The organism is Nocardia carnea NBRC 14403 (assembly GCF_000308515.1).
Lineage (GTDB): Bacteria > Actinomycetota > Actinomycetes > Mycobacteriales > Mycobacteriaceae > Nocardia > Nocardia carnea.
In genome coordinates, this window is sequence record NZ_BAFV01000051.1 from 111,148 (window position 1) to 134,124 (window position 22,977).

General features: G+C 67.8%; 19 protein-coding genes and 1 riboswitch. Of the genes, 8 read left to right on the forward strand and 11 right to left on the reverse strand.

What is annotated here, in order from left to right; genetic code table 11:
* The first annotated feature begins 55 nt into the window (after window positions 1–55).
* Window positions 56–238: riboswitch (cobalamin riboswitch) on the forward strand.
* 116 nt (window positions 239–354) lie between these two features.
* Window positions 355–2,655, forward strand: coding sequence for a 5-methyltetrahydropteroyltriglutamate--homocysteine S-methyltransferase (gene metE, locus ON22_RS17795; protein ID WP_051157743.1), 2,301 nt, complete (start codon window positions 355–357; stop codon window positions 2,653–2,655).
* A gap of 435 nt (window positions 2,656–3,090) precedes the next feature.
* On the opposite strand, the gene recG is transcribed toward metE, so the two are convergent.
* Window positions 3,091–5,367 (reverse strand): ATP-dependent DNA helicase RecG, encoded by a 2,277-nt coding sequence (gene recG, locus ON22_RS17800; RefSeq protein WP_033241351.1) that lies wholly within the window; start codon window positions 5,365–5,367, stop codon window positions 3,091–3,093.
* A gap of 160 nt (window positions 5,368–5,527) precedes the next feature.
* Window positions 5,528–7,402, reverse strand: coding sequence for a DAK2 domain-containing protein (locus tag ON22_RS17805; protein WP_081595656.1), 1,875 nt, complete (start codon window positions 7,400–7,402; stop codon window positions 5,528–5,530).
* A gap of 543 nt (window positions 7,403–7,945) precedes the next feature.
* Between ON22_RS17805 and rpmB the strand changes: the two genes are divergently transcribed.
* The 3 genes from rpmB to ON22_RS17825 all read left to right on the forward strand — a co-directional run bounded on the left by rpmB (window position 7,946) and on the right by ON22_RS17825 (window position 9,609).
* On the forward strand, window positions 7,946–8,137 hold the full coding sequence (gene rpmB / locus ON22_RS17815) for a 50S ribosomal protein L28 (protein ID WP_011210730.1): 192 nt from the start codon (window positions 7,946–7,948) through the stop codon (window positions 8,135–8,137).
* A 105-nt stretch (window positions 8,138–8,242) separates the two neighbouring features.
* Entirely contained in the window at window positions 8,243–8,827 is a 585-nt protein-coding gene (locus ON22_RS17820; RefSeq protein WP_081595650.1) for a GNAT family N-acetyltransferase, read from the forward strand.
* Window positions 8,824–9,609: an enoyl-CoA hydratase/isomerase family protein gene (locus tag ON22_RS17825; RefSeq protein ID WP_033241349.1), complete on the forward strand. Its 786-nt coding sequence runs from the start codon at window positions 8,824–8,826 to the stop codon at window positions 9,607–9,609. The genes ON22_RS17820 and ON22_RS17825 overlap by 4 nt, the downstream gene beginning before the upstream one ends.
* 144 nt (window positions 9,610–9,753) lie before the next feature.
* On the opposite strand, the gene ON22_RS17830 is transcribed toward ON22_RS17825, so the two are convergent.
* Genes ON22_RS17830 through ON22_RS17845 form a run of 4 tightly spaced genes read right to left on the reverse strand, consistent with a single transcriptional unit; the run spans window position 9,754 to window position 12,646 of the window.
* Window positions 9,754–10,623: an alpha/beta fold hydrolase gene (locus ON22_RS17830; protein ID WP_033242192.1), complete on the reverse strand. Its 870-nt coding sequence runs from the start codon at window positions 10,621–10,623 to the stop codon at window positions 9,754–9,756.
* Between the two features lie 51 nt (window positions 10,624–10,674).
* Complete coding sequence (locus ON22_RS17835; protein WP_033241348.1) at window positions 10,675–10,911, reverse strand: hypothetical protein; 237 nt, start codon at window positions 10,909–10,911, stop codon at window positions 10,675–10,677.
* A gap of 35 nt (window positions 10,912–10,946) precedes the next feature.
* The gene (locus ON22_RS17840; RefSeq protein WP_033241347.1) at window positions 10,947–11,630 is read right to left on the reverse strand and encodes a uracil-DNA glycosylase; all 684 of its coding nucleotides are present in this window, start codon (window positions 11,628–11,630) and stop codon (window positions 10,947–10,949) included.
* Window positions 11,631–11,641: 11 nt separating this feature from the next.
* On the reverse strand, window positions 11,642–12,646 hold the full coding sequence (locus ON22_RS17845; RefSeq protein ID WP_051157745.1) for a thiamine-phosphate kinase: 1,005 nt from the start codon (window positions 12,644–12,646) through the stop codon (window positions 11,642–11,644).
* 393 nt (window positions 12,647–13,039) lie between these two features.
* Here ON22_RS17845 and ON22_RS17855 point away from each other — a divergent pair, with 393 nt between their 5' ends.
* Window positions 13,040–13,693 carry a DUF3515 domain-containing protein gene (locus ON22_RS17855; protein ID WP_081595651.1) on the forward strand — a complete coding sequence of 218 codons (654 nt, stop codon included), beginning with the start codon at window positions 13,040–13,042 and terminating at the stop codon, window positions 13,691–13,693.
* Between the two features lie 66 nt (window positions 13,694–13,759).
* Here ON22_RS17855 and ON22_RS17860 read toward each other — a convergent pair whose 3' ends face one another.
* Together ON22_RS17860 and ON22_RS17865 are read right to left on the reverse strand one after the other, a co-directional pair.
* Window positions 13,760–14,878: a D-alanine--D-alanine ligase family protein gene (locus tag ON22_RS17860; RefSeq protein ID WP_033241344.1), complete on the reverse strand. Its 1,119-nt coding sequence runs from the start codon at window positions 14,876–14,878 to the stop codon at window positions 13,760–13,762.
* Between the two features lie 56 nt (window positions 14,879–14,934).
* Window positions 14,935–15,930 carry an NAD(P)H-dependent glycerol-3-phosphate dehydrogenase gene (locus tag ON22_RS17865; protein WP_033241343.1) on the reverse strand — a complete coding sequence of 332 codons (996 nt, stop codon included), beginning with the start codon at window positions 15,928–15,930 and terminating at the stop codon, window positions 14,935–14,937.
* Between the two features lie 30 nt (window positions 15,931–15,960).
* On the opposite strand from ON22_RS17865, the gene cofC reads away from it, so the two are divergent.
* From cofC to ON22_RS17880, 3 genes are read left to right on the forward strand one after another with little or no spacing between them, the layout of a single operon-like run.
* Window positions 15,961–16,665 (forward strand): 2-phospho-L-lactate guanylyltransferase, encoded by a 705-nt coding sequence (gene cofC, locus ON22_RS17870; protein ID WP_033241342.1) that lies wholly within the window; start codon window positions 15,961–15,963, stop codon window positions 16,663–16,665.
* A 52-nt stretch (window positions 16,666–16,717) separates the two neighbouring features.
* A complete protein-coding gene (locus ON22_RS17875; RefSeq protein ID WP_033241341.1) occupies window positions 16,718–18,910 on the forward strand; it encodes an RNA degradosome polyphosphate kinase in 2,193 nt (730 codons plus the stop codon).
* On the forward strand, window positions 18,907–19,881 hold the full coding sequence (locus ON22_RS17880) for an NUDIX hydrolase (RefSeq protein ID WP_231507911.1): 975 nt from the start codon (window positions 18,907–18,909) through the stop codon (window positions 19,879–19,881). Before ON22_RS17875 ends, ON22_RS17880 begins: the two co-directional genes overlap by 4 nt.
* Before the next feature lie 190 nt (window positions 19,882–20,071).
* Here ON22_RS17880 and ON22_RS17885 read toward each other — a convergent pair whose 3' ends face one another.
* The 3 genes from ON22_RS17885 to leuC form a co-directional block, all read right to left on the reverse strand.
* On the reverse strand, window positions 20,072–20,698 hold the full coding sequence (locus tag ON22_RS17885; RefSeq protein WP_033241339.1) for an HU family DNA-binding protein: 627 nt from the start codon (window positions 20,696–20,698) through the stop codon (window positions 20,072–20,074).
* A 156-nt stretch (window positions 20,699–20,854) separates the two neighbouring features.
* Window positions 20,855–21,463, reverse strand: a complete 609-nt coding sequence (leuD, locus tag ON22_RS17890; RefSeq protein WP_033241338.1) for a 3-isopropylmalate dehydratase small subunit — start codon at window positions 21,461–21,463, stop codon at window positions 20,855–20,857.
* 53 nt (window positions 21,464–21,516) lie between these two features.
* Window positions 21,517–22,932: a 3-isopropylmalate dehydratase large subunit gene (gene leuC / locus ON22_RS17895; RefSeq protein WP_033241337.1), complete on the reverse strand. Its 1,416-nt coding sequence runs from the start codon at window positions 22,930–22,932 to the stop codon at window positions 21,517–21,519.
* Between the last annotated feature and the right edge of the window lie 45 nt (window positions 22,933–22,977).

Here is a 22,977-nt window from a genome sequence, read left to right on the forward strand (position 1 = left end):
GACGCAGCTGGTTCGCCGGCCGGTCGACCCGGAGCCCCGGACGATCGCCCCGGCGTCGAAACCCGCAACGAGCGGGTGAGAGGGAATCCGGTGGAAATCCGGAACTGTCCCGCAGCGGTGAGCGAGAACGAACGCCGTCATCAGCACTGGGCGCACAGCCCGGGAAGCGACGGCCAGTAGGTCGGCCGATGGGCCGGAGCCCGCGAGTCCGAAGACCTGCCGGTTGTACCGGGTACGCCGTATCCGGTGGCCACCGCCTCGAGGATTGGGCGCCGCGGTCCACCAGTGCTGAAACGCTCCCGCCGCGCGCGGCGGTCCGGGTTTTCAGTGGTGTCCGTGCACCCGCGTAAGGCGATGGCCGGTCGAACGTCAGCACTGGAGAACACCGTGACTGCTATTTCGCACAATCCGTTCACCGCAACGGTTCTCGGCCTGCCCCGGGTGGGGCCGCGCCGGGAGCTCAAACGCGCGACCGAATCCTATTGGGCCGGGCGTATCGACGCCGGCCGTCTCCACGAGACCGGGCGGGCCCTGCGCCGCGACCAGTACGCCGAGCTCCAGGCCGCGGGCCTGGATTCGATCCCCGTCGGCACCTTCTCCTACTACGACCAGATGCTCGATACGGCCGCACTGCTGGGCGCGTTGCCGCCGCGGGTCGCCGATATCGCCGACCCGCTGGACCGCTATTTCGCCGCGGCCCGCGGTACGGATTCGGTGGAACCACTCGAGATGACCAAATGGTTCGATACCAACTACCACTACCTGGTCCCCGAGATCGGTCCACACACCGCCTTCTCGCTGCACCCCGGCGAATTGCTGGCGCAACTGCGCGAAGCGATCGAACTCGGTGTTCCGGCGCGTCCGGTCGTCATCGGCCCGATCACCTTCCTGAAACTCTCGAAATCGGTGGGCACCGCCGCACTGGACCGCGTCGGTGAGCTGGTCCCGCTCTACCGGGACCTGCTCGGACTGCTCGCCGCGGCGGGCGCGACCTGGGTACAGCTCGACGAACCCGCCCTGGTCACCGACCTCACCGCGGAGGAACTCGCGGTGGTCCGGCAGGTCTACGCCGAGCTGACGGAACCGGCCGACCGCCCGGCCGTCCTGGTCGCCACCTACTTCGGCAGCCCCGGACCCGCGCTGGGAGCCCTCGCCGGAACCGATGTGGAAGGACTCGCGATCGACCTGGTCGCCGGCGGTACGGTCGACGATGCGGCCGCCGTTCCTGCTCTGGCGGGTAAAACGCTGGTCGCCGGTGTCGTCGACGGCCGTAATGTCTGGCGCACCGACCTGGACCACGCCCTGTCCACCCTCGCCACGCTGCTCGGCAGTGGGAAATCGGTCGCGGTTTCGACCTCGTGCTCCCTGCTGCACGTGCCCTACACCCTCGCCGTGGAAACACACCTCGACGAAGCGCTGCGCTCCTGGCTTGCCTTCGGCACCGAAAAAGTCGCGGAGGTCCGGGTGCTGGCCGCGGGGCTGAACACCGGAACCCAGGCCGTGGCGGCCGAACTCGCGCAGGCCCGCGCCGCGATCGCGAGCCGCCGGTCCGATCCGCGAATCGCCGACTCCCGGGTTCGGGCCCGCCTGGCCGCTCTCGGCCCGGACGCCACCGAACGTGGCCCGGCCGCTCAGCGCCGGTCCCTGCAGCAGGACCGGCTGCAGTTGCCTGCCCTGCCCACCACCACGATCGGCTCCTACCCGCAGACCACCGCGATCCGGCTGGCCCGGGCGGAGCTCCGCGAGGGCGAGATCGACCGGACCGAATACGAGCGCCGGATGCGGGCGGAAATCGCCGAGGTCATCGCCCTGCAGGAGCAGCTCGGGCTCGACGTGCTGGTGCACGGCGAACCCGAACGCAACGATATGGTGCAGTACTTCGCGGAACAGCTCGACGGTTTCGCGGCCACCGAACTGGGCTGGGTGCAGTCCTACGGCACCCGCTGCGTGCGCCCGCCGATCCTGTTCGGCGACGTCTCCCGGCCCGCACCGATGACGGTCGACTGGATCGGCTACGCCCAATCGCTCACCGGCAAACCGGTGAAGGGCATGCTCACCGGACCCGTCACCATCCTGGCCTGGTCCTTCGTCCGCGACGACCAGCCGCTCGCGGAATCGGCGCGCCAGGTCGCGCTGGCCATCCGGGACGAAACCGTCGACCTGCAGAACGCGGGCATCCGGATCATCCAGGTGGACGAACCGGCACTGCGCGAGCTGCTGCCCCTGCGCACCGCCGACCAGCCGGACTACCTGGAATGGTCGGTCGGCGCGTTCCGGCTGGCGACCTCCGGGGTCGCCGATTCCCTCCAGATCCACACCCATCTGTGCTACTCGGAATTCGGTGAGGTGATCGATGCGATCGCCGGCCTGGACGCGGATGTGACCTCGATCGAGGCTGCACGGTCGCATATGGAGGTTCTCGACGACCTGAATGCCGCCGGCTTCGCTGCGGGGGTCGGCCCCGGTGTCTACGATATTCACTCCCCCCGGGTGCCGAGCACCGAGGAGATCACCACCGCCCTCCGGGCGGCTTTGAAAGCCGTTCCCGCCGAACGGCTCTGGGTGAACCCGGATTGTGGGCTCAAGACCCGCGGTACCGCTGAGGTCGAAGCGTCACTGCGCAATATGGTCGCCGCCGCGCAGCGCGTGCGCTGACCTGATGCCGCCCGGCCGGGTCGCGCCCGAACGGTGCCGCCCCGGCCGAGGCGGAGGTGTAACCGCACAGTACGGTCGCCGAGCCGGCCGCACTGTGCGCTGATCGCAGTCGAGATTCTTTCTACCCGGGCCACCCACGGGGTATACGGCCCGGCCGGGTCAGCCCTCCAGCTCTCCTGCCCCGGACTCGCGGCGCTTCATCCGTTCGGTCGCAGCACATTCCGGGCAGTGCCGCGTAATACGCAACACCGGACGAACCCCTCGCTGCGGAACCGGCGATCGCCGCCGGACCGCACGGCACCCTTGCTCTGGTCTCATACCGCCCAACCCTTTCCCTCGCCGTTGCTCTGTGCCAGATTTGACGCTGCCGGGTGCACACCGGTTCCCTCTTGCCGCAACAAATTTCGGCAACGGTCCAGCATCGGGGCCGCACGCTCAGGATTTCGCCAGGTATTCCAGTCGTTCCGAATCGACGGCGGCGTGCATCATCGCCGCCAGACCCGGGTGTCCGGTGAGGCCCGGATCATCGGCGACCAAGGTGCGCGCGAGTTCCTGGGCGGTGGTGATGACCTCGAGATCGTCGAGCAGCGACAGCAGCCGCAGCGAGCGCGCCGTTCCGGACTGCGCGGAGCCCAGCACATCGCCCTCGCGCCGCTGCCGCAGATCGAGCACCGACAACTCGAAACCGTCGGTGGTCGCTGCCACCGCTTCCAGCCGGGTCATCGCCGGCCCGCCGGGCGCCGCGTCGGTGATCAACAGGCACAAGCCCGGGTGTTCGCCGCGGCCGATCCGGCCACGCAACTGGTGCAGCTGGCTCACGCCGAACCGGTCGGCGTCCACGATCACCATCACGGTCGCGTTCGGCACGTCCACGCCGACTTCGACGACGGTCGTACAGACCAGCACATCGATATCGCCGGCATTGAAATCGCGCATCACCTGGTCTTTTTCATCGGCCGGCAACCGGCCGTGCAGCAATCCGATCCGCAGGTGCGCCAGCGGCCCGGTGCGCAGCCGATCGAAAACGTCCAGCACGGACTGGGTGGTGGGCGGTTCCTTCCCGGAATCCGCACCGCGCGTTTTTCCACTCTTCCCGCGGGTACCGCCGCCGTCCTCATCGTCGCCGATACGTGAGCACACGACATACGCCTGCCGGCCGGCCGCCACTTCCTCGGTGATCCGCTCCCATGCCCGATCCACCCAGTTGGGGTGGACGCGGCGGGGCACCACTTTCGAGGCGATCGGGGAGCGGCCGCGCGGTAACTGGGTGAGGGTGGAGGTTTCCAGATCCCCGAGCGTGGTCATGGCGATGGTGCGCGGAATCGGGGTCGCGGTCATCACCAGCAGGTGCGGGGATATCCCGTCTTTCGCCTTGGCGCGCAATGCGTCCCGCTGTTCCACTCCGAAACGATGCTGTTCGTCGACCACCACCATGCCCAGGTCGAAGAACTCCACCGAATCCTGGATCAGCGCATGGGTACCGATCACGATCCCGGCCTCCCCGGTCACCGCTGCCAGCAACGCCGCCCGCTTGGTGGCGGTCGACATCGATCCGGTGACGAGCGTGACCCGGGTCGCCGTCTCGGCCGCACCGAGTTCACCGGCCTGCCCGAGATCGCCCAGCATCCCGCACAGGGACCGATAGTGCTGGGCGGCGAGAACCTCGGTGGGCGCGAGCAGGGCGCATTGCTGACCTGCGTCGACGACCTGCAGCATCGCGTGCAGGGCGACGATGGTCTTCCCCGACCCCACCTCCCCCTGCAGCAGCCGGTGCATCGGCTGCTCACGGGAAAGGTCGGCGGATATCTCCGTGATCACCTGACGCTGCCCCTCGGTCAGTTCGAACGGTAACCGCTCGTCGAAGGCGGCGGCGATACCGTCCCGCCGCGGTGGGCAGGCACGAGCCGTCCGGCCGGATACCTCGTGCCTCCGTTCGGCGAGTACCAGTTGCAATGCCAGCGCCTCGTCGAATCGCAGCCGTTCCCGGGCCCGCTCGATATCGGCCTGCTGTTCCGGCAGATGGATCAGCCGCAACGCATCGCTCACCGGCATCAGCGCGCGCTCGTCGCGCACATCGGCCGGCAGTGGATCCTCGACCGGGTCGAGCTGGTCCAGCACCTGCCGGACACAGGCCAGGATCTCCCAGCTCTGTACCTTCGCGGTGGCCGGGTACACCGGGATGAATTCGCGTTCGAAGAACGACATATCCACCCCGCCCGAGCCTTTCGCGCTCTGTGCGATCCCCCGCAGATCCCCGCCGCCGCGCACGGTGGTCAGTGTCGGCTCGTCGCCGTCGGCTTCCGGCAGGATCAGATACCCGGGGTGGCTGAGGTTCCATTGTCCGGGGCGCCAGTAGTTCACGGTCCCCGACATCATCGCCCGGGCGCCCTCGCGCACCGCGTATTTCACCTTGTCACCGTTGAAGAAGGTGACGTCCACCCCGCGACCGGAACCGGTATCGAGGACCACCTTCAGCAACGAGCCGCGCCGCTGCCGCATCGGCCGCAGCTCGGCCTTGGTGATCCGCCCGATCACCGTGATGTGCGCACCGTCCTCGGGCGCTTCCTCGGTGAGGGGCTGGCCCTGAGTGGCATACCGCAGCGGGTAGTGGCGCAGCAGATCCTCCACGGTGCGCATATCGAACGCATCCGACAGCGATCCGGCGGCCTTCGCCCCCAGCACGTGGTCGAGCCGATCGCTCAAGGTAGCCATATCACTCCGCTCACTGCCGCCCTCTCCCTCCGCCCGAGTTCGTTCGCGTACTCGGCTCGCAGTCCACAGTCGGGCTCCGGGGCGGATCCGGCCACATCGCTCTGCACGGCTCCGCGATGGTGATCGGCCGGTCGCCACCGGCCCGCGGTGGGCCGCCTACTCATTCCACACCGATCTGTATCAGATCCCCGCGCTGGCCCCCGGAATACACCGAGACCTCGACACCGGGGAATTCGGTGCCGATATGCTGCGCGAGATCCGCGGCCAGCCCCTCCGGTGCACCCGCACCGACCAGGAGGGTCACCAATTCGCCACCCAGCCCCAGCATCCGGTCCAGCAGGGTCTGTCCCGCGGCGTGGGTATCCCGGTCGATCACCACCACATCGTGGCCGACCAGCCCCAGCCCGTCGCCGGGCGCACAGGTTCCGACCATGGTCAGCGCGCGTTCCCCGGCCCGGCGCAGCGCACCCCATCGGGTACCCGCGGCGGCTTCGGACATGGCGAAGGCATCGTCGACCGCTATCCGCGCCCGATCGTGTACCGCCATCGCTGCCAGCCCCTGCACCATGCTGGCGCTGGGTAGCAGCAGAACATCGCGGTGCGCGTCGCGGGCCGCGACCCCGACCGCCACCAGTTCGTGGGCCGGTAGCGCACCGTTCGGCAACACCAGTACCTCCCGGTGCGGCATCTCCCGGATCGCCGCGAGCAGCGCCGCGGATTCCAACGCCGGCTCCGCATCGAGCACCACCGCACCGGCCGCCTCGAACAGACCGGTCGCCCCTACCCCCGCCGCAACCGCCAGCACGCCACGATCCACCGCGCCCGACCTGGCCGCATTCGTCGGCATATCGCGATCGTCCGCGACCGTTGCGGGCTCGGACGTACAGCATTCTGCGGAGTCGGCAAGGTATTCGATCCGGATGTCCCGTACCGCCCCCGCAGCCATCCCGGCTTCGACCGCGGCCCCGGCCTCCGCGCAGTGGACATGAATCGCCGAGCCCCGGGCACCGTCGGCCGCCACGACCACGGAATCACCCAGTCGCGCAAGCCGCGAACGCAACTCGGCGACACGGCTTGCTTCGGCACCGGTGACCCGGTACATCACCTCGTAGCGCACCGGCTCCGGAGCGACCTGCCCGTGGCCCACGCGGGGCGTATGGGTCGCCGGCGGATATTCGCGCCGAGCGGGTACGTCCCCGGTCACCACGGCGACCATCGTGTCCAGCAACACCAGCAGCCCGCGTGCACCCGCGTCCACCACCCCGGCCGCACGCAAGACCGCAAGCTGGTCGCGGGTCTGTTCCAGTGCCTGCGCTGCGCCCTCGGCGGCGGCGCGAGCCACCGCGGCCAGCCCGCCCTCGGGGCATTCGCGCGCCGCGGCGCTCGCCCGGTCGAGCACAGTGAGGATGGTTCCTTCCACCGGTTCGCTCAAACTGTCCCGGACCAGCGCCGCCGCCCGGGCGAGTCCATCCCGGTAGGCCTCGCCGGTCAGCCCGCTGTCCGCGGTGGACTCCGCGATCCCGCGCAATACCTGCGACAGGATGATTCCCGAATTCCCCCGTGCTCCGGAGGTCGCTCCCCGCGCCATCGCGGTGGCGTACGGGTGAACCCGGCCTACCGGCCGACCACCGCGGCTCGTCGTTTCCCCGGCGATTCCCCCCGCGCCATCGGTCAGCGGTCGGCGTGCAGTTACGCCGCCGGGCCCGGCGGCGGCATCCACCGTGTCCGCGGCGGCATCCGCCTCCATGAGGGCGGCACGCATGGTCGCCAGCAGATTCCGTCCGGTATCGGAGTCCGGGACGGGGAACACATTGAGCCCGTCGATCTCCGCACGCGCCCGCTCCAAGGCCGCGACACAGACGCGACCCCACCGCAGGAATTCCGCTCCGTCCAGCCCGGTATCGAGATCCCCGGAATCCGGTATCCGCGTACCCCGTTCACCCGCAACCCGTGCACCGTCGACCCCCGGGCGCAGAACCTCCGGAACACCGCTCACCTGCCGAGTTTCGGGCACCGTCACCTCGTTCCTGGTCATCGGATTCTTCGCCGCCAGGTTAGCGGGAGTGCCCGACATCGCGGACCTGGTGCGCAACAACCGGACGCCGCTGCGGATATGCCCGGATTCCGCCCACGGCGCTTCTGTGGGAATGCGTCGGGGTCCGGCAGGGCGGTAGCGGCCGCGCACGAGCAATACCGCTCGGATGAGATCGGCACATCTTTCGGCATCACAGTTGATCCACCTTCTCGACGACCGGCCGGTCACGGCAGGCAGCGCCGCAAGACATCGCCACACGTGACCGGCGGAGATCCCACGCCGCCGATGCATATGAACCGGCGGGTGCGCGGCGGCCGGTGCGATGGAGCCGGCTGCCCGGGTAGGCGGCCCGCGCGGTCACGGCGGTGTTCACCCCCGGTTTTGTGGATCAATGCGGGTCGGGCTACTCTTGCAGGGTTGCCTGGCGCGATCGGATTCGGTCTGCGCTCCCCGGGGTTGCCCGGCAGGCAGGAACACATTGATCTCGGATCGGCCATCGTACCGGTGGCAGGTCCCTCTGAAGACATGAAGGAGTTCGCGACTATGGCTGCCGTCTGCGACGTCTGCGCCAAGGGCCCCGGCTTCGGGAAGTCGGTCTCGCATTCGCACCGGCGCACCAACCGTCGCTGGAACCCGAATATCCAGACCGTGCGTGCACAGGTCGCCCCGGGTAACACTCGCCGGATGAACGTGTGCACCTCCTGCCTGAAGGCGGGCAAGGTCGTCCGCGGCTGAGCCGCGCCGATCGCCTGTGGTCCGAGGCGCGGCGGTTGCGGGCGAAAGCTGCCTACTGCCGTATCGGTCACAGATTTTTGAACACAGCCTCGCCCCGGATGTCTCATGACAGCCGGGGCGAGTTCGTGGGGGCATCCGGTCGGAGGGTCGTCCATCGGTCCGAACAGTGCAGCGCAGCCGGGGTCCGGACCGCTGTGGCAGATAGTTCCCCTCGCACCAGCCCATGCCCATGCGCTGGCTGTCTGCCATATCGCCTGCTGGCGCGAAGCTTATCAAGGGCTGGTACCCGAGCATGTACTGGCAGCTCTGGATACGGATCGCCGCGCCGCCACCGTGGAACGGATCGCCCGGCACCCCACCGGGACCATTCTGGTCGCAGAATCCGGTAGCGAGGTGATCGGGTTCGTCCATTACGGCCCGCCGAGTGAGTATCCCGCGGCCGCGGAGCGGGAACTGGGCGCGTTGTATGTCCGGGCACCGTGGTACGGCACCGGGCTCGCACAGGCCTTACTGGACGCTGTGCTGGAACCGGACAAGTCCTGCTCGCTGTGGGTTTTCGAACAGAATCCGCGGGCCCGCGCCTTCTACGGCAAGTACGGTTTCGTCCCCGATGGCACCGCCCGGGCCGAACGGTTCGCCACCACGACCGAGATCAGGTTGGTTCGCCCGGCAGTAGAGTGCCGATCATGAGCACCGAAACCGAATACATCCGGATCGAGGACGGGGTACTGGAGATCACCCTGTCCACCGCGGCCCGCGGAACCTCCCTCGATTTCGCGGGAGTCGCCGCAGGCACCGCCGCCCTGGCCGCGGCAGGAAAGGATGTGGGCGCCGTACTGCTCACCGGTTCCGGTCCCAATTTCTGTGCCGGCGGTGATGTGCGGGGTTTCGCCGCCGCCGACGACCGTTCCGCGCATCTGTACGAGCTTGCCGATACGCTGCACGTTTTCGTCCGTGCGCTGGATGCAGCGCCGGTTCCGGTGGTGGCGGCCGTGCACGGGTGGGCGGCCGGGGCCGGGATGAGCCTGGTGTGTGCCGCCGATATTGCGGTCGGTGGACCGGGTACCCGGTTGCGCCCCGCGTATCCGGGTGTCGGGTTGAGCCCGGACGGCGGTATGTCCTGGACGCTACCGCGGCTGGTGGGCTTCGCGAAGGCCCGCGACATCATGCTCACCGACACCGTGCTGGACGCCGCCGAAGCACACCGCCTCGGTATTCTGGCGCGGCTCGCCGATAGCGACGACGCCGTCCAGGACGCCGCTCGAGAGCTCGCCCGTACCCTGGCCCGCGGTCCGCGCGCCAGCTACACCTCGATTCGCACCCTGCTCAGCAGCTCCGCCACTGCGACCCTGAGCGAACAGTTGGACGCCGAACGCGATGCCATGGGCAAGGCCGCCGGTAGCCCCACCGGCCGCGAAGGTGTCGACGCGTTCCTCGCCAAACGCGCCCCCGACTATTCCGGCCTCAGCTGACCCGGACCCGCTGAACTACGCAGAACCGCCCGGGCCGCGATCCCATCGATCGCGGCCCGGCCACACGATCTACCTGTTTATCGTCTCCCCGATACGCCGGGATCCCGGAGGTACAGCAAACCGAGAACCGATCGGCATCGGCAATCAGGTGCGCCGGGCGCGTAGCACGAACCGGGTAACGGCTTCGGTGAACGCGTCGTTGTCGTCACCGGCGGCGGTGTGGGCGGCATTGCCGATTTCGGCGATTTCCGCGTGCGGTACCAGGGCCTGGAATTCGGCGGCGCCTTCGGCGCTGACGACATCGGATTTCATCCCCCGGACCAGGAGCACCGGGATCGTCAGGGCCCGGGCGACGCCTTCGAGGTTGCGCGCCATCTCGTCGGGGTCGTGACCTTTGTCGCCGAGAATGCCCGGATCCCAGTGCCAGTACCAGCGCCCGTCACGCTTGCGGAGGTTGCGTAGCAGGCCGGCGCTGGATTTGGGCCGCGGCCGGTGCGGCATATATTCGGCGACCGCGTCGGCGGCCTCCTCCACCGTGGCGAACCCTTCGGGATTCTTGTTGAGGAAGGTGACCACCCGGTCGACGCCCTCGGGTTCGGGCCGGGTGACGATATCGACCAGGACCAGCGCGGCGATCGCGTCCCCGCCCGGAGCGGCGGTGGCCAGCAGCCCGGTGATCCCGCCCATACTCGCGCCGACCAGGACCGCCGGGCCGCCGCCCAGTTGTTCCAGTACCGCGAGTACATCGCCGACCATGGCCTCGTAGCGGTAATCGCGATCCAGTGCCCATTGGCTGTCGCCGTGTCCGCGCGCGTCCAGCGTGACCGCACGGATTCCCGCGGCGCCGAGTTGCGCGCCCGTCTGCTTCCAGGAGTGGCGGGTCTGACCGCCGCCGTGCAGGAACAGCACCGTGGGGCCGTCCGCGGGGCCGTATCGGTCCGCAACGAGCTCGATCCCGCCCGCGCCGCGGAGTCGCAGCCGGACGGGATCGAGCAGATTGTTCGCATTACTCACGATTTGCAGCATCGCAAATATGCGGACGTTACGCCGTACGAACGGACAAAATCAGCAGTCCAGGTCCATGGCGCTGAGGGTCCGCTGGAACAGGCATGCGCCCTTGGCGTTCACCGATGCGGAGATCGTGGACGAACCGGACGAGGTGAAATCCTCGGCGACCGGCGCGGGTTCGGTGACCGGCTGGGCCGGTTGCAGGGTCAGCGGGGCCGCTCCGGCCGTCGCCCCGGCGGCGCCGGACAGGGCGGCGCCCAGCGCGAGCGTGGCGGTGATGCCGCGCAGATTCATGGTGTGCTCCTCACTTGTTTTTCTTCGACGCCCGGTCAGGGCAGGCGCCAGTCAACCGGTTCCGCGCCGAGTTCGTCCAGGAGTTCGTTGACCCGGGAGAACGGACGCGAACCGAAGAATCCTCGCGATGCCGACAGCGGTGACGGATGCGCGGATTCGATATAGGGCACCTCGGCCTGGGCCAGCGCCGGTTTCAGCGAGCCGGCATCGCGACCCCACAGGACCGCCACCAGCGGTTCGTTCCGGCCCACCAGGGCGCGGATGGCCTGTTCGGTGACCTCTTCCCAGCCCTTGCCGCGATGCGAAGCAGGTGTGCCCGGCGTAACCGTCAGCACGCGGTTCAGCAGTAGCACGCCTTGATCCGACCACGGGCTGAGATCCCCGCACGAGGGCGTGGGGTGGCCGAGATCCTTGGTGTACTCGGCAAAGATATTGGCCAGACTGCGCGGGACCGGCGAGACGTCCGGCGCCACCGAGAAGCTCAACCCCATGGGGTGGCCCGGTGTCGGATAGGGGTCCTGGCCGACGATCAGCACTCGCACATCGTCGAACGGGTGCTGGAAGGCACGCAGCACATTTTCCCCGGCAGGTAGATATCCGCGCCCGGCGGCATTCTCGGTACGCAGGAATTCACCCATCGCCGCAATCCGGTCGGCCACCGGATCCAATGCTTTCGCCCAGCCCGGATCGATGATTTCCGTGAGTGGTTTCGTGCCCATGACCGCACAACCTATCGTGAGTGGTCCGATTTCGCCGAGTCCGAGCCGGAGAAGGCCTCCCAGCCGCCCGCACCCCGGTATCGCGCACCGTCCACGGTGACGCCTCGACCGGCCTCGATACGCCCGATCGGGGTCCATCCGGCCGGCGGTGTCACCCCCGGTGCCCAGACCCCCGCGAAGACATGATCCTCGCCGCCGGCCAGAACCCATTGCCCCGCATCGGCTTCCAGTTCCGCAGCGCACAGCTCCAGATCCGGATCGCGCAGGCGGGCGGAATCCACCGCCACCGCAACCCCCGAGGCAGCGGCCAGATGTCCGAGATCGGCCAGCAACCCGTCGGAAATATCGGTGAGCGCTTCCGGCGGGGTACCGGTCCCCATCGCCGCGCGAACCAGGTCGTAGGCCGGATGCGGCGCCCGGTGCGCGGCGGCTGCGGCCCGCACCACCGCGGCGGCCGAATCCTCGTAGCCGCGCATGACGCCCGGATGCGCATGCGACAACAGTGCGAAACCTGCCGCGGACCATCCCGGCCGGCCCGCGATCGCCACCGTGCCCCCGGCCCGTGCCCCGGACCGGGTGACCGGCCGATCGCCCAGCGGATCCCCGAAAGCTGTTACCGAGATCACCAATTGTGCGCTGTGCACGATATCCCCGCCCGCGACAGAACCGCCCGCCCGCTGCGCTTCGGCCCAGAACCCGTCCGCGAGCCGAGTGACGAAATCCACCGGGGTATCTCCGGGCAGCCCCAGGCCGATCACATAGCCCACGGGTTCGGCCCCCATGGCATAGATATCGGCGGCATTCTGCGCGATCGCCTTACGCCCGATCTCGTCCGGGTTCGACCAGTCCAGCCGGAAATGCCGGTCCTCGATCAACATATCCGTGCTCACCACGTAGTTCCCGCGCGCCGCGGCCAATACCGCGGCATCGTCACCCGGACCGAGCCGGACGGCGGGTCCCTGCGCCCGGCCCGCGTTGATCCGATCGATCAGGGCGAATTCGCCCAAGTCGCGCACTGTCGGTGGGGTGTTGATCGCCAGGACCCTTTCTCACTCGCCGCCACTACCGGCGGGCTGTGGATTCACCGACTCCATCGGCCGGGATGCCCGGCCGGACGGTTTCGGAGTACGGCAGACCGGAACCGGGGGCGCAGGCCGACGGCCGGTCGACCGGCACATTCCGCACTGACGGTACCCTGTGCCCGGTGGCCGGGCGTGGCGGCAACTGCCACATACCGCGCGCGACGACCGGATCGCAGATCACCCGCCGGGCGGCCCGATCGGATGCCATGCGACGACGGCCGAACCTGCCACACACCACAGCGGACTCGGTACACCCGGCCGATGCCGAGAACTGCATCGGGACGCGGCTCACCCGATACCCGCACACCGCAGAAAGGATCGTCGAGGATGCCGGGGACATCGCCCGAAAACAATACGGAGACCTCGGACAACGGGGCACCGGACGCGGCAGTCCCCGACAACGCGACCCCGGACGACACCACTCCGGACGACGCGACTCCCGAACGCGCGCCCTACCATCCCGCGCTCATCGCGACCGCGGTCGCTTTACCGGTCGCGCTGCTGGTCGGTGTGCTCGTCGCCGCCTGGATCGTGCTGCGCGGCCCGGTCGAACGCGAACCGCTGGCCCTCGGCCCGGTCCCCGCGCCCGCAGCCGACGGCCCCGCCTGCTCTGCCCTGGTGCCCGCGCTACCCGCCGACTTCGGCGAATTCACCCGCTCGACCCTGGTCGAACCCGCGCCACCCGCGACGGCGGCCTGGCAGCGGCCGGAAGGCGGTGAAGCGGTGGTGTTGCGCTGCGGCCTGGATCGCCCGCTGGAATTCAACCGGGCTTCCCCGCTGCAGGTCGTCAACGGCGTCCAATGGTTCGAGGTCCGCGACGACGCCGCCGCGACCGCCACCTGGTTCGCGGTGGATCGCGAAACCTATATCGCACTCACCGTTCCCGACGGCTCCGGCCCGACCCCGCTGCAGGCGGTCTCGGACACCATCACCGCGCACCTGCCGGCACAGCCGCTCGACCCCGGCGAACTGCCCAACTAGTTCCTCCCCGGGTTCGTACACCGTCGACTCCGCGCAGCCGATCGACCCAGAGATAGCCCGGTCGACTCAGCGCAGCCCGGTGCCGCGAGCCAACGCGGTGTCGACGAGATTCGTCAGCAGTTCTGCATAGCCGATGCCGGTTTCCTGCCACATCCGCGGATACATGGAGATCGGCGTGAATCCGGGCATCGTGTTGATCTCGTTGATCACCGGCCCGTCCTCGGTGACGAAGAAATCGACCCTGGCCAGCCCTTGGCAGTCCAGTGCCCGGAAAGCGCGCACCGCCATCGCCCGGACTTCCTCGGCGATATCGTCGTCCAGTTTCGCCGGGACATCGAATTCGCAGACGTCGTCGAGGTATTTGGTGTCGAAATCGTAGAAGGCCGGGCCGGCGGGTTCTTCACCGGCGTCGGCGTCGGCGAGGTCCTCGGGCATTCTGATCTCCGCGAGCACACTGGCTTCCACCCGGCCGTCGGGGAATTCCAGCACACCGCATTCGACCTCCCGGCCGACGATCCCGGCTTCCACGATCACCTTCGGATCGTGTTCGCGCGCGGTGGCGACCGCGGCCTCGAGATCGGCCCAGTCGGCGACCTTGGTGATCCCGATGGACGAACCGCCGCGGGCGGGTTTGACGAATACCGGCAGTCCGAGCCGCTGCCGGTCCTCCGGTGTGACGGTCTCGGTGCCCGGTCGCAGCACCACTTGCCTGCCCACCGGCAGGCCGTCGGCGGCGAGCAGTTTCTTGGTGAACTCTTTGTCCATCCCGGCCGCACTGGCCAGTACACCGGGGCCCACGTACGGGAGACCTGCCAGTTCCAGCATTCCCTGGACGGTGCCGTCCTCGCCGAACGGGCCGTGGAGCACCGGGAACACCACGTCGACGGTTCCGAGTGCAGTCTGCGGATCGCCGAGCGGTACCAGCGTTCCGGCACGGCTGGGGTCGGCGGCCAGGACCAGTTCGGTGCCGTCACCGGTAACCGACGGCAGGGTCCGGTCGTGGCGGGCGAGTGCGGCGATATCGATATCGGCGAGCAGCCAGGTCCCGGCCTGGGTGATGCCGATCGGCACCGCCTCGTAACGCTGCGGATCGAGGTTGCGCAGTACAGCACCGGCCGATACGCACGAGACTGTGTGCTCGTTACTGCGCCCGCCGAAGACAACGGCAACTCTGATCCGGGTCATGCCCGAACGGTACCCTGTGGCGGCACCGGATAATCCCCGCGGATCGGGCCCGCGGCTCATTCGGGTTTGATCCGGCGCCCCAGCAGTTTCTCCAGTGCCGACTGCACGGCCACCCCCTCGTGACACACCTGGTGGACGGCTTCGGTGAGCGGCATCTCCACTCCGTGCGCATCGGCCAGTGCGCGGACCGAACTGCAGGATTTCACCCCTTCGGCGATCTGGCCGTGGGTAGCTTCCTGCGCGACCTGCATGGAGCCACCGGAGCCGAGCGCCACGCCGAAGGATCTGTTCCGGGAAAGCGGCGAGGTGCAGGTCGCGATGAGGTCCCCGACCCCTGCCAGCCCGGCCAGCGTCGCCGGTTCGGCGCCGAGTGCCACGCCGAGCCGGATGATCTCGGCCAGGCCCCGGGTCATGAGCGCGGCGATGGAGTTGTCGCCGAATCCCATGCCGGAGGCGATCCCGCAGGCCAGCGCGATCACATTCTTACAGGCACCGCCGATTTCGCAGCCGATCACATCGGTGTTGGTGTAGGGCCGGAAGTAGCTGGTGACACAGGCCTGCTGCACTGCCGCCGCCCGCTGCGCGTCGATACAGCCGATCACCGTCGCGGCCGGCTGCCCGGCGGCCAGCTCGCCCGCGAGATTCGGCCCCGACAGCACCGCGATCCGCGCCGGATCCGCGCCGCTGACCTCCGCGATCACCTCGCTCATCCGCAGCAGGGTGCCGGTCTCGATCCCCTTGGCCACACTCAGCAAGGTGGCGTCGGCGCCGATATCCGGTGCCCAGGCCTTCAGGTTCGCGCGCAGGGATTGCGACGGGACCGCGAGCACCACGATATCGGCGCCGTCCAGGGCCCGTACGTGATCGTTGGTGGCGGCGATCGGCGGTAGCTGTACTCCGGGCATGTAGTAGGGGTTGCGGTGATCGGTGGCCAGCGCCTCGGCGACCTCGGGCCGGCGGGCCCATACCGTGACCTCGGTCCCCGCGTCGGCCAACACCTTCGCCAGTGTCGTACCCCACGATCCCGCACCCATTACCGCCGCCCTCGTCATCAGCCCAGAATGCCATGACAGGATGGGGCCATGTGCCCGCACTCCGTGCACGCCGTGATCGCGGTGAAATCCCTGGACAGCGCCAAGAGCCGGCTCGCCGGTGTGCTCGCGCCGGCGCACCGGTCCCGGCTGGTGCTGGCCATGCTCACCGATACCGTGCGCGCGGCCGCGGCGGTGCCCGCGATCGCGGCGATCACGATCGTCACCCCGGACCCGGTGGTAGCCGAGGCAACCCGTGCACTCGGCGCGGACGTGCATCCCGAACCCGCCCGCGCCCGCACCGACCCCGACGGCCTCAATATCGCGCTCGCCGACGCGGCGGCGGCCGTCCGGAACCGGCACGGCGCCGTGGACCTGCTGGCGTTGCAAGCCGATTTGCCCGCATTGTGCCCGGACGAGTTGGGGGCCGTGCTGGTGGCCGCCTCCGGCGAACTACGCGCGCTGGTGACCGACCACGCGGGCACGGGCACCGCGGCCTTGTTCGCGCCGTCCGGCCTGCCACTGCGACCCCGCTTCGGCCGTGATTCGGCTCACCACCACCGTGCCGACGGCGCGCGCGAACTGGCCGGCGATTGGCCCGGTCTGCGCCAGGATGTCGATACCGCCGCGGATCTGGCGGCCGTGCAGGCGCTGGGCACGGGTGTCGAGACCACTGCCCTCCTGCGTGAACTGGGTCTGTCCGCTCGTGTTCGCGAACCGGTCACCCAGGTGTGCGGGCCGGTCGCCACCCCGTGAACTAGAGATAACAGTCACCGCCGGCATCTGCACACCACCCGGTTCGTAGGGGATGATCGTAGGCGTGAGCGATACGGAAACCGTCAAGCAGCAGCAGGTGCTACCCACCCCGCCTCCGGCCGCCACCCAGATCCCTGCCGACGAGCGGACTCCTCGTTTGCCGGCCGATCGCTATCTCAACCGGGAATTGAGCTGGCTCGACTTCAATGCCCGTGTCCTGGCGCTGGCCGAGGACAGTTCGCTGCCGCTGCTGGAACGCGCGAAATTCCTGGCGATCTTCGCCTCGAATCTCGACGAGTTCTATATGGTCCGTGTCGCCGGTCTCAAACGCCGCGCCGAAACCGGGCTTTCGGTGCGCTCCGCCGACGGCCGCTCACCCAGTGAGCAGCTCGAGCTGATCGCGGCCCGCACCCAGGATCTCGCCGTCCGCCACGCCGAGGTGTTCCTCACCGAGGTACTGCCCGCGCTCACCGCGGAAGGTATCGAGATCATCGACTGGGCCGAGCTGGCCGAGCCCGAGCGGGAACGGTTGTCCGCGCATTTCCAGGATCAGGTGTTCCCGGTGCTCACTCCCCTGGCCGTGGATCCCGCGCACCCTTTCCCCTATATCAGTGGGCTCAGCCTGAATCTCGCGGTCACCGTCCAGGACCAGTCCACCGGTGGTGAACATTTCGCTCGCGTGAAGGTGCCCGACAATGTGGACCGCTTCGTGCGCGTTCGCCGGCCCGGGTCCGGTAACGGCGCCTCGATCGCGGCATTCCTGCCGATGGAGGCGCTGATCGCGGCGCATCTGGAACACCTGTTCCCGGGCATGACAGTGGTCGAGCATCATTCGTTCCGGATCACCCGTAACGCCGATTTCGAGGTCGACGAGGATCGCGACGAGGATCTGCTGCAGGCGCTGGAACGCGAACTGGCCCGGCGCCGCTTCGGTTCACCCGTGCGGCTCGAGGTGTCCGACGATATGACCGAGCATATGCTCGAACTGCTCCTGCGTGAACTGGAGGTCGACCCGGGAGATGTCATCCAGGTTCCCGGGCTGCTGGACCTGTCCTGCCTGTGGCAGGTGTACGGGGTGGACCGCCCGAATCTGAAGGACGCACCCTACGTGCCCGCGACCCCGCCGGCGTTCGGCGAGCGCGAAACCCCGCGCAATGTTTTCGCCGCGCTGCGTGAAGGCGATGTTCTCGTGCACCACCCGTACGATTCGTTCTCCACCAGCGTGCAGCGTTTCATCGAACAGGCCGCTGCCGACCCGCAGGTCCTGGCGATCAAACAAACCCTGTACCGCACCTCCGGCGATTCCCCGATCGTGAACGCGCTCATCGACGCCGCCGAAGCCGGTAAGCAGGTGGTGGCGCTGGTGGAGATCAAGGCCAGGTTCGACGAGCAGGCCAACATCAAATGGGCGCGCACGCTGGAACAGGCCGGGGTGCATGTGGTCTACGGCCTGGTCGGGTTGAAAACACACTGCAAGACCTGCCTGGTGGTGCGCCGCGAGGGTTCGACCATTCGCCGCTACTGCCATATCGGCACCGGTAACTACAATCCCAAGACCGCTCGCCTGTACGAGGATGTCGGGCTGCTCACCGCCGCCCCCGAGATCGGCGCCGATCTCACCGATCTGTTCAATTCGCTCACCGGCTATTCCAGAAAGGCCGATTACCGCAACATCCTGGTTGCCCCGCACGGTATCCGGGCCGGGATCATCTCCCGGATCGAACGCGAGATCGAATTGGCCCGCGACGGCGCGGCGGCCCGGATTCGGCTGAAGGCCAATGCCCTTGTCGACGAACAGGTCATCGACGCTCTCTACCGCGCTTCGCAGGCGGGAGTTCCGGTGCAGATCGTGGTCCGCAGTATCTGCGGGTTACGGCCGGGCGTTCCGGGGATGAGCGAGAACATCGAAGTGCGGTCGATACTCGGCCGGGTGCTGGAGCATTCGCGAATTCTCAACTTCACGGCGCAGGACGAGTTCTGGATCGGTAGCGCCGATATGATGCACCGGAATCTGGACCGCCGCGTGGAGGTCATGGCGCAGGTGAAGGACCCGAAACTACGGGAACGGCTGGATGGGATATTCGAATCGGCGTTGCACCCGATGACACGCTGCTGGGTATTGGATGCCGACGGTAATTGGCAATCCAGCCCCGATCGAGCCGGTACCGGGCCCGACGGTGACGGGATCGGGGTCCGCGACCATCAGGTGGCGCTCATGCGCCTGCGCCGCCCGGATCAGCAGTGAACGCAGTGGACACCACGCATACACCACCGGCCTACCCGGATCCGCGGACCACAGCCAATATTCATGCCGCCGGCACCGTGCTGTGGCGCCATGCGCCCGATTCGGCCGGTCGGATGGAGATCGCCGTGATCCGCCGGCCCAAATACGACGACTGGTCGTTGCCGAAGGGGAAACTCGATCCCGGCGAGACCCCTGTTCTGGCCGCGGTCCGCGAAACCGAAGAGGAAACAGGGCTTCGACCCCGGCTGGGCCGCTATCTGGGCAAGGTCACCTACCCCATCCCCGGGCATCGCAGGCTGAAACGGGTCGACTATTGGGCCGCCGAGGTAACCGGTGGAGCCTTCACGGCGAACAACGAAGTCGACGAACTCACCTGGTGCCCGCTGGAGACGGTGATGTCGGCGCTGTCGTATCCGATGGATCGCCAGATCGTCCGGGCGTTCACCCGGCTACCGGCCGATACGTGCACCGTACTGGTGGTCCGGCACGCCAAGGCCGGTCGCCGCGATCGGTTCCGTGGCCCGGACGAGCAGCGTCCGCTCGAATCGGCCGGTTATCGGCAGGCGCGGGCGCTGGTGCCGAATCTGCTGGCATTCGGTGCTGCGGAAATCTATTCCGCCGAACCGCTGCGCTGTGTGCAAACGGTGGCCCCGCTGGCCGAGGATCTGGGGGTCGAGGTGGCGGTGGATCCGCTGCTCGGTGATATCGGATACGCCGCGGATACCGAAAAGGCGCGGGAACATATCCGGTCGCTGGCCCTGTCCGCCCGGGCGGTGCCCGTCCTGTGCAGTCAAGGCGACACCGTTCCGGATCTTGTCCGGTGGTGGGCGGAGCGGGACGGAATGCGATTGTCACCCGCCCGGACCCGGAAAGGGTCGGTGTGGGTGTTGTCTTTCGCGGGCGACCGTTTGGTCGCCGCCGATCATCTCGACCGATCGCTATCGGTCGATACCGCGCCGGCGACCGGGTAGAGCCGAACACTCACCGGCCGTAGAAACGGTCACGCCCCCGGGGATCGCCCGGGGGCTGGTCCGTCCGGCGTTTCGGTTGTGAAGGTCGCGAGCAGGCGAGCCGAGATGCGGCACGCTGTGCTCGGCGACGAGCACCGTTCGCGGGTCGGAAAGCCGTCGGGGATTTCCGCGGCATCCGCGGCTGGGCGAATCAGCGCTTCTTTGCAGCCTTCTTCGCCGGAGCCCGCTTCGCGGTGGTCTTCTTCGCCGGGGTCTTCTTGGCGGTTGCCTTGGCCGTGGTCTTCTTCGCCGTGGCTTTCGCCGGGGTCTTCTTGGCGACGGTCTTACGGGCCGCTGCCTTGGTGGCCGCCTTCTTCGCGGCGGTGCTCTTGGCGGGCGCCTTGGTGGCGGTCTTACGTGCTGTGGTTTTGGCGGGCGCCTTGGTGGCCGACTTCTTGGCGGTGGTTTTCTTCGCCGTGGTCTTCTTGGCCGTGGATTTCTTGGCCGCCACAGGAGCATTGACACCGCGTTTGACCGCCGGGCCGGTGGCCGCGAGCTTCTGTTTACCCGCGATTACCGCCTTGAACTGGGCACCGGGCCGGAAGGCCGGCACCGAAGTGGGTTTCACCTTGACGGTTTCCCCGGTGCGCGGATTACGTGCGACGCGCGCCGCACGCTTCCGCTGTTCGAACACACCGAATCCGGTGATGGTGACGCTCTGTCCTTTGTGTACCGCACGCACGATGGTGTCGACCACATGCTCGACTGCCGCGGTGGCCGTGCGCCTGTCAGTACCCAACTTTTCGGTCAGAACGTCGATCAGTTCCGCCTTGTTCATTGAATCCTCCGCAGACTAATGGCCCGTCGTCGGACCGACTAGGTACCACGGTAAACCCACAATGGGCAAGAGTCTATGTGCCACGCCAAAATTCATGTGGCCTAGCACACGCACAGCTACCGCCTCATCCGAGCCCCCACTAAGAGGCCGAGAACATTACGCCTGCGAAATAGGTTCGGGAAGGGTCTTTGGTTTCCAACCCGGCCTTGCCTTTTCGAACTCCGCGATCACATCGCTACGCCGCAGTGTCAGGCCGATGTCATCCAATCCTTCCAACAGGCGCCACCTCGTGTAGTCGTCAATATCGAACGGCAACACGACGGTTCCTGCGGTCACCGTGCGCGCCTGGAGGTCGACAACCAATTCCAGTCCGGGCTGTTCCTCGAGCAACTTCCAGAGCATTTCGACATCATTCTGTGACATTCGCGCAGCCAGTAGACCGCCCTTGCCCGCATTACCGCGGAAGATGTCGGCGAAACGTGAAGAGATAACTACCCGAAAGCCATAGTCCATCAGTGCCCAGACCGCGTGCTCACGCGACGATCCGGTGCCGAAATCCGGTCCGGCCACGAGTACGGAGCCGCGGGAGTACGGTTCGGTGTTCAGAATGAAGTCCTCGTCGCCCCGCCATGCGGCGAACAGGCCGTCTTCGAATCCTGTTCGAGTCACGCGCTTCAGATAGACGGCCGGGATGATCTGATCGGTGTCCACATTGGACCGGCGCAGCGGAACGCCGATCCCCTTGTGCACGGTGAAGGCTTCCATCGTATTTCTCCTGTTTCGGGCTGATCGTAGGTTTCGGAATGCGGCGTTGCGGCTCAGTTCAGATCGGTGGGTGCCGACAACCGGCCGCGCACCGCAGTGGCCGCGGCGACCAGCGGCGACACCAAATGGGTACGGCCGCCTTTGCCCTGTCGTCCCTCGAAATTCCGATTGGAGGTGGAGGCGCAACGCTGGCCGGGTTCGAGCTGATCGGGGTTCATTCCCAGGCACATCGAGCATCCGGCCTGGCGCCATTCGGCTCCGGCGGCGGTGAACACCTCCCCCAGCCCCTCGGCCTCGGCCTGTTCGCGCACCCGCATCGACCCGGGTACCACCAGCATTCGCACCCCGTCGGCGACCTTGCGGCCCTTCAGGACCCCGGCCACGGCCCGCAGATCCTCGATCCGGCCGTTGGTGCACGATCCCACGAACACGGTATCCACCGCGACCTCACGCAGCGGCATACCCGGGGTCAAATCCATGTATCGCAGCGCTTTCTCCGCCGACTCGCGGGCGCTTTCGTCGGCGATCTGCGCCGGATCCGGCACATTTGCGCCGAGCGGCAAACCTTGCCCCGGGTTGGTACCCCAGGTGACGAACGGTGTCAGCGCGCTCGCGTCGATATGCACTTCCCGGTCGAAAACGGCGTCCTCGTCGGTCTTCAGCGCTTCCCACGCCTGCACCGCGGCATCCCAGTCCGCGCCCTGCGGCGCATGCGGCCGGCCTTTCAGGAACTCGTAGGTCGTTTCGTCCGGGGCGATCATCCCCGCCCGCGCTCCGGCCTCGATGGACATATTGCAGATCGTCATCCGCGCTTCCATCGACATTTTCCTAATGGCCTCACCGCGGTACTCGAGCACATATCCCTGCCCACCACCGGTACCGATTTCGGCGATCACCGCCAGAATGAGGTCTTTACTGGTGACTCCCGGCGGCAGTTCCCCGTCGACGGTGATCGCCATCGTCTTGAACGGCCGCAGCGACAGCGTCTGCGTGGCCAGTACGTGTTCGACCTCACTCGTCCCGATTCCCATGGCGAGTGCGCCGAACGCACCGTGGGTGGAGGTATGACTGTCCCCGCACACCACGGTCGTACCCGGCTGGGTCAGGCCCAACTGCGGGCCGACCACATGCACGATCCCTTGTTCGCGATCCCCCATCGGGTGCAGCCGGACGCCGAATTCGGCGCAGTTACGCCGCAGCGTCTCCACCTGGATACGCGAAATGGGATCGGCAATCGGTTTATCGATATCCGCGGTCGGAACGTTGTGATCCTCGGTGGCGATGGTGAGATCGGGCCGGCGCACCGGCCGCCCCGCCGCCCGCAGCCCGTCGAACGCCTGCGGACTGGTGACCTCGTGCACCAGATGCAGATCGATATAGATCAGGTCGGGTTCCCGGGCCTCGCCGTCGCCTTCCCCGCGGGCGACGACATGCTCTTCCCATACTTTCTCGGCCAGCGTACGTGGCATTGTTGCGATCACCTTTCGGGCCGGGCATCCACCCCGGTGTCCCGC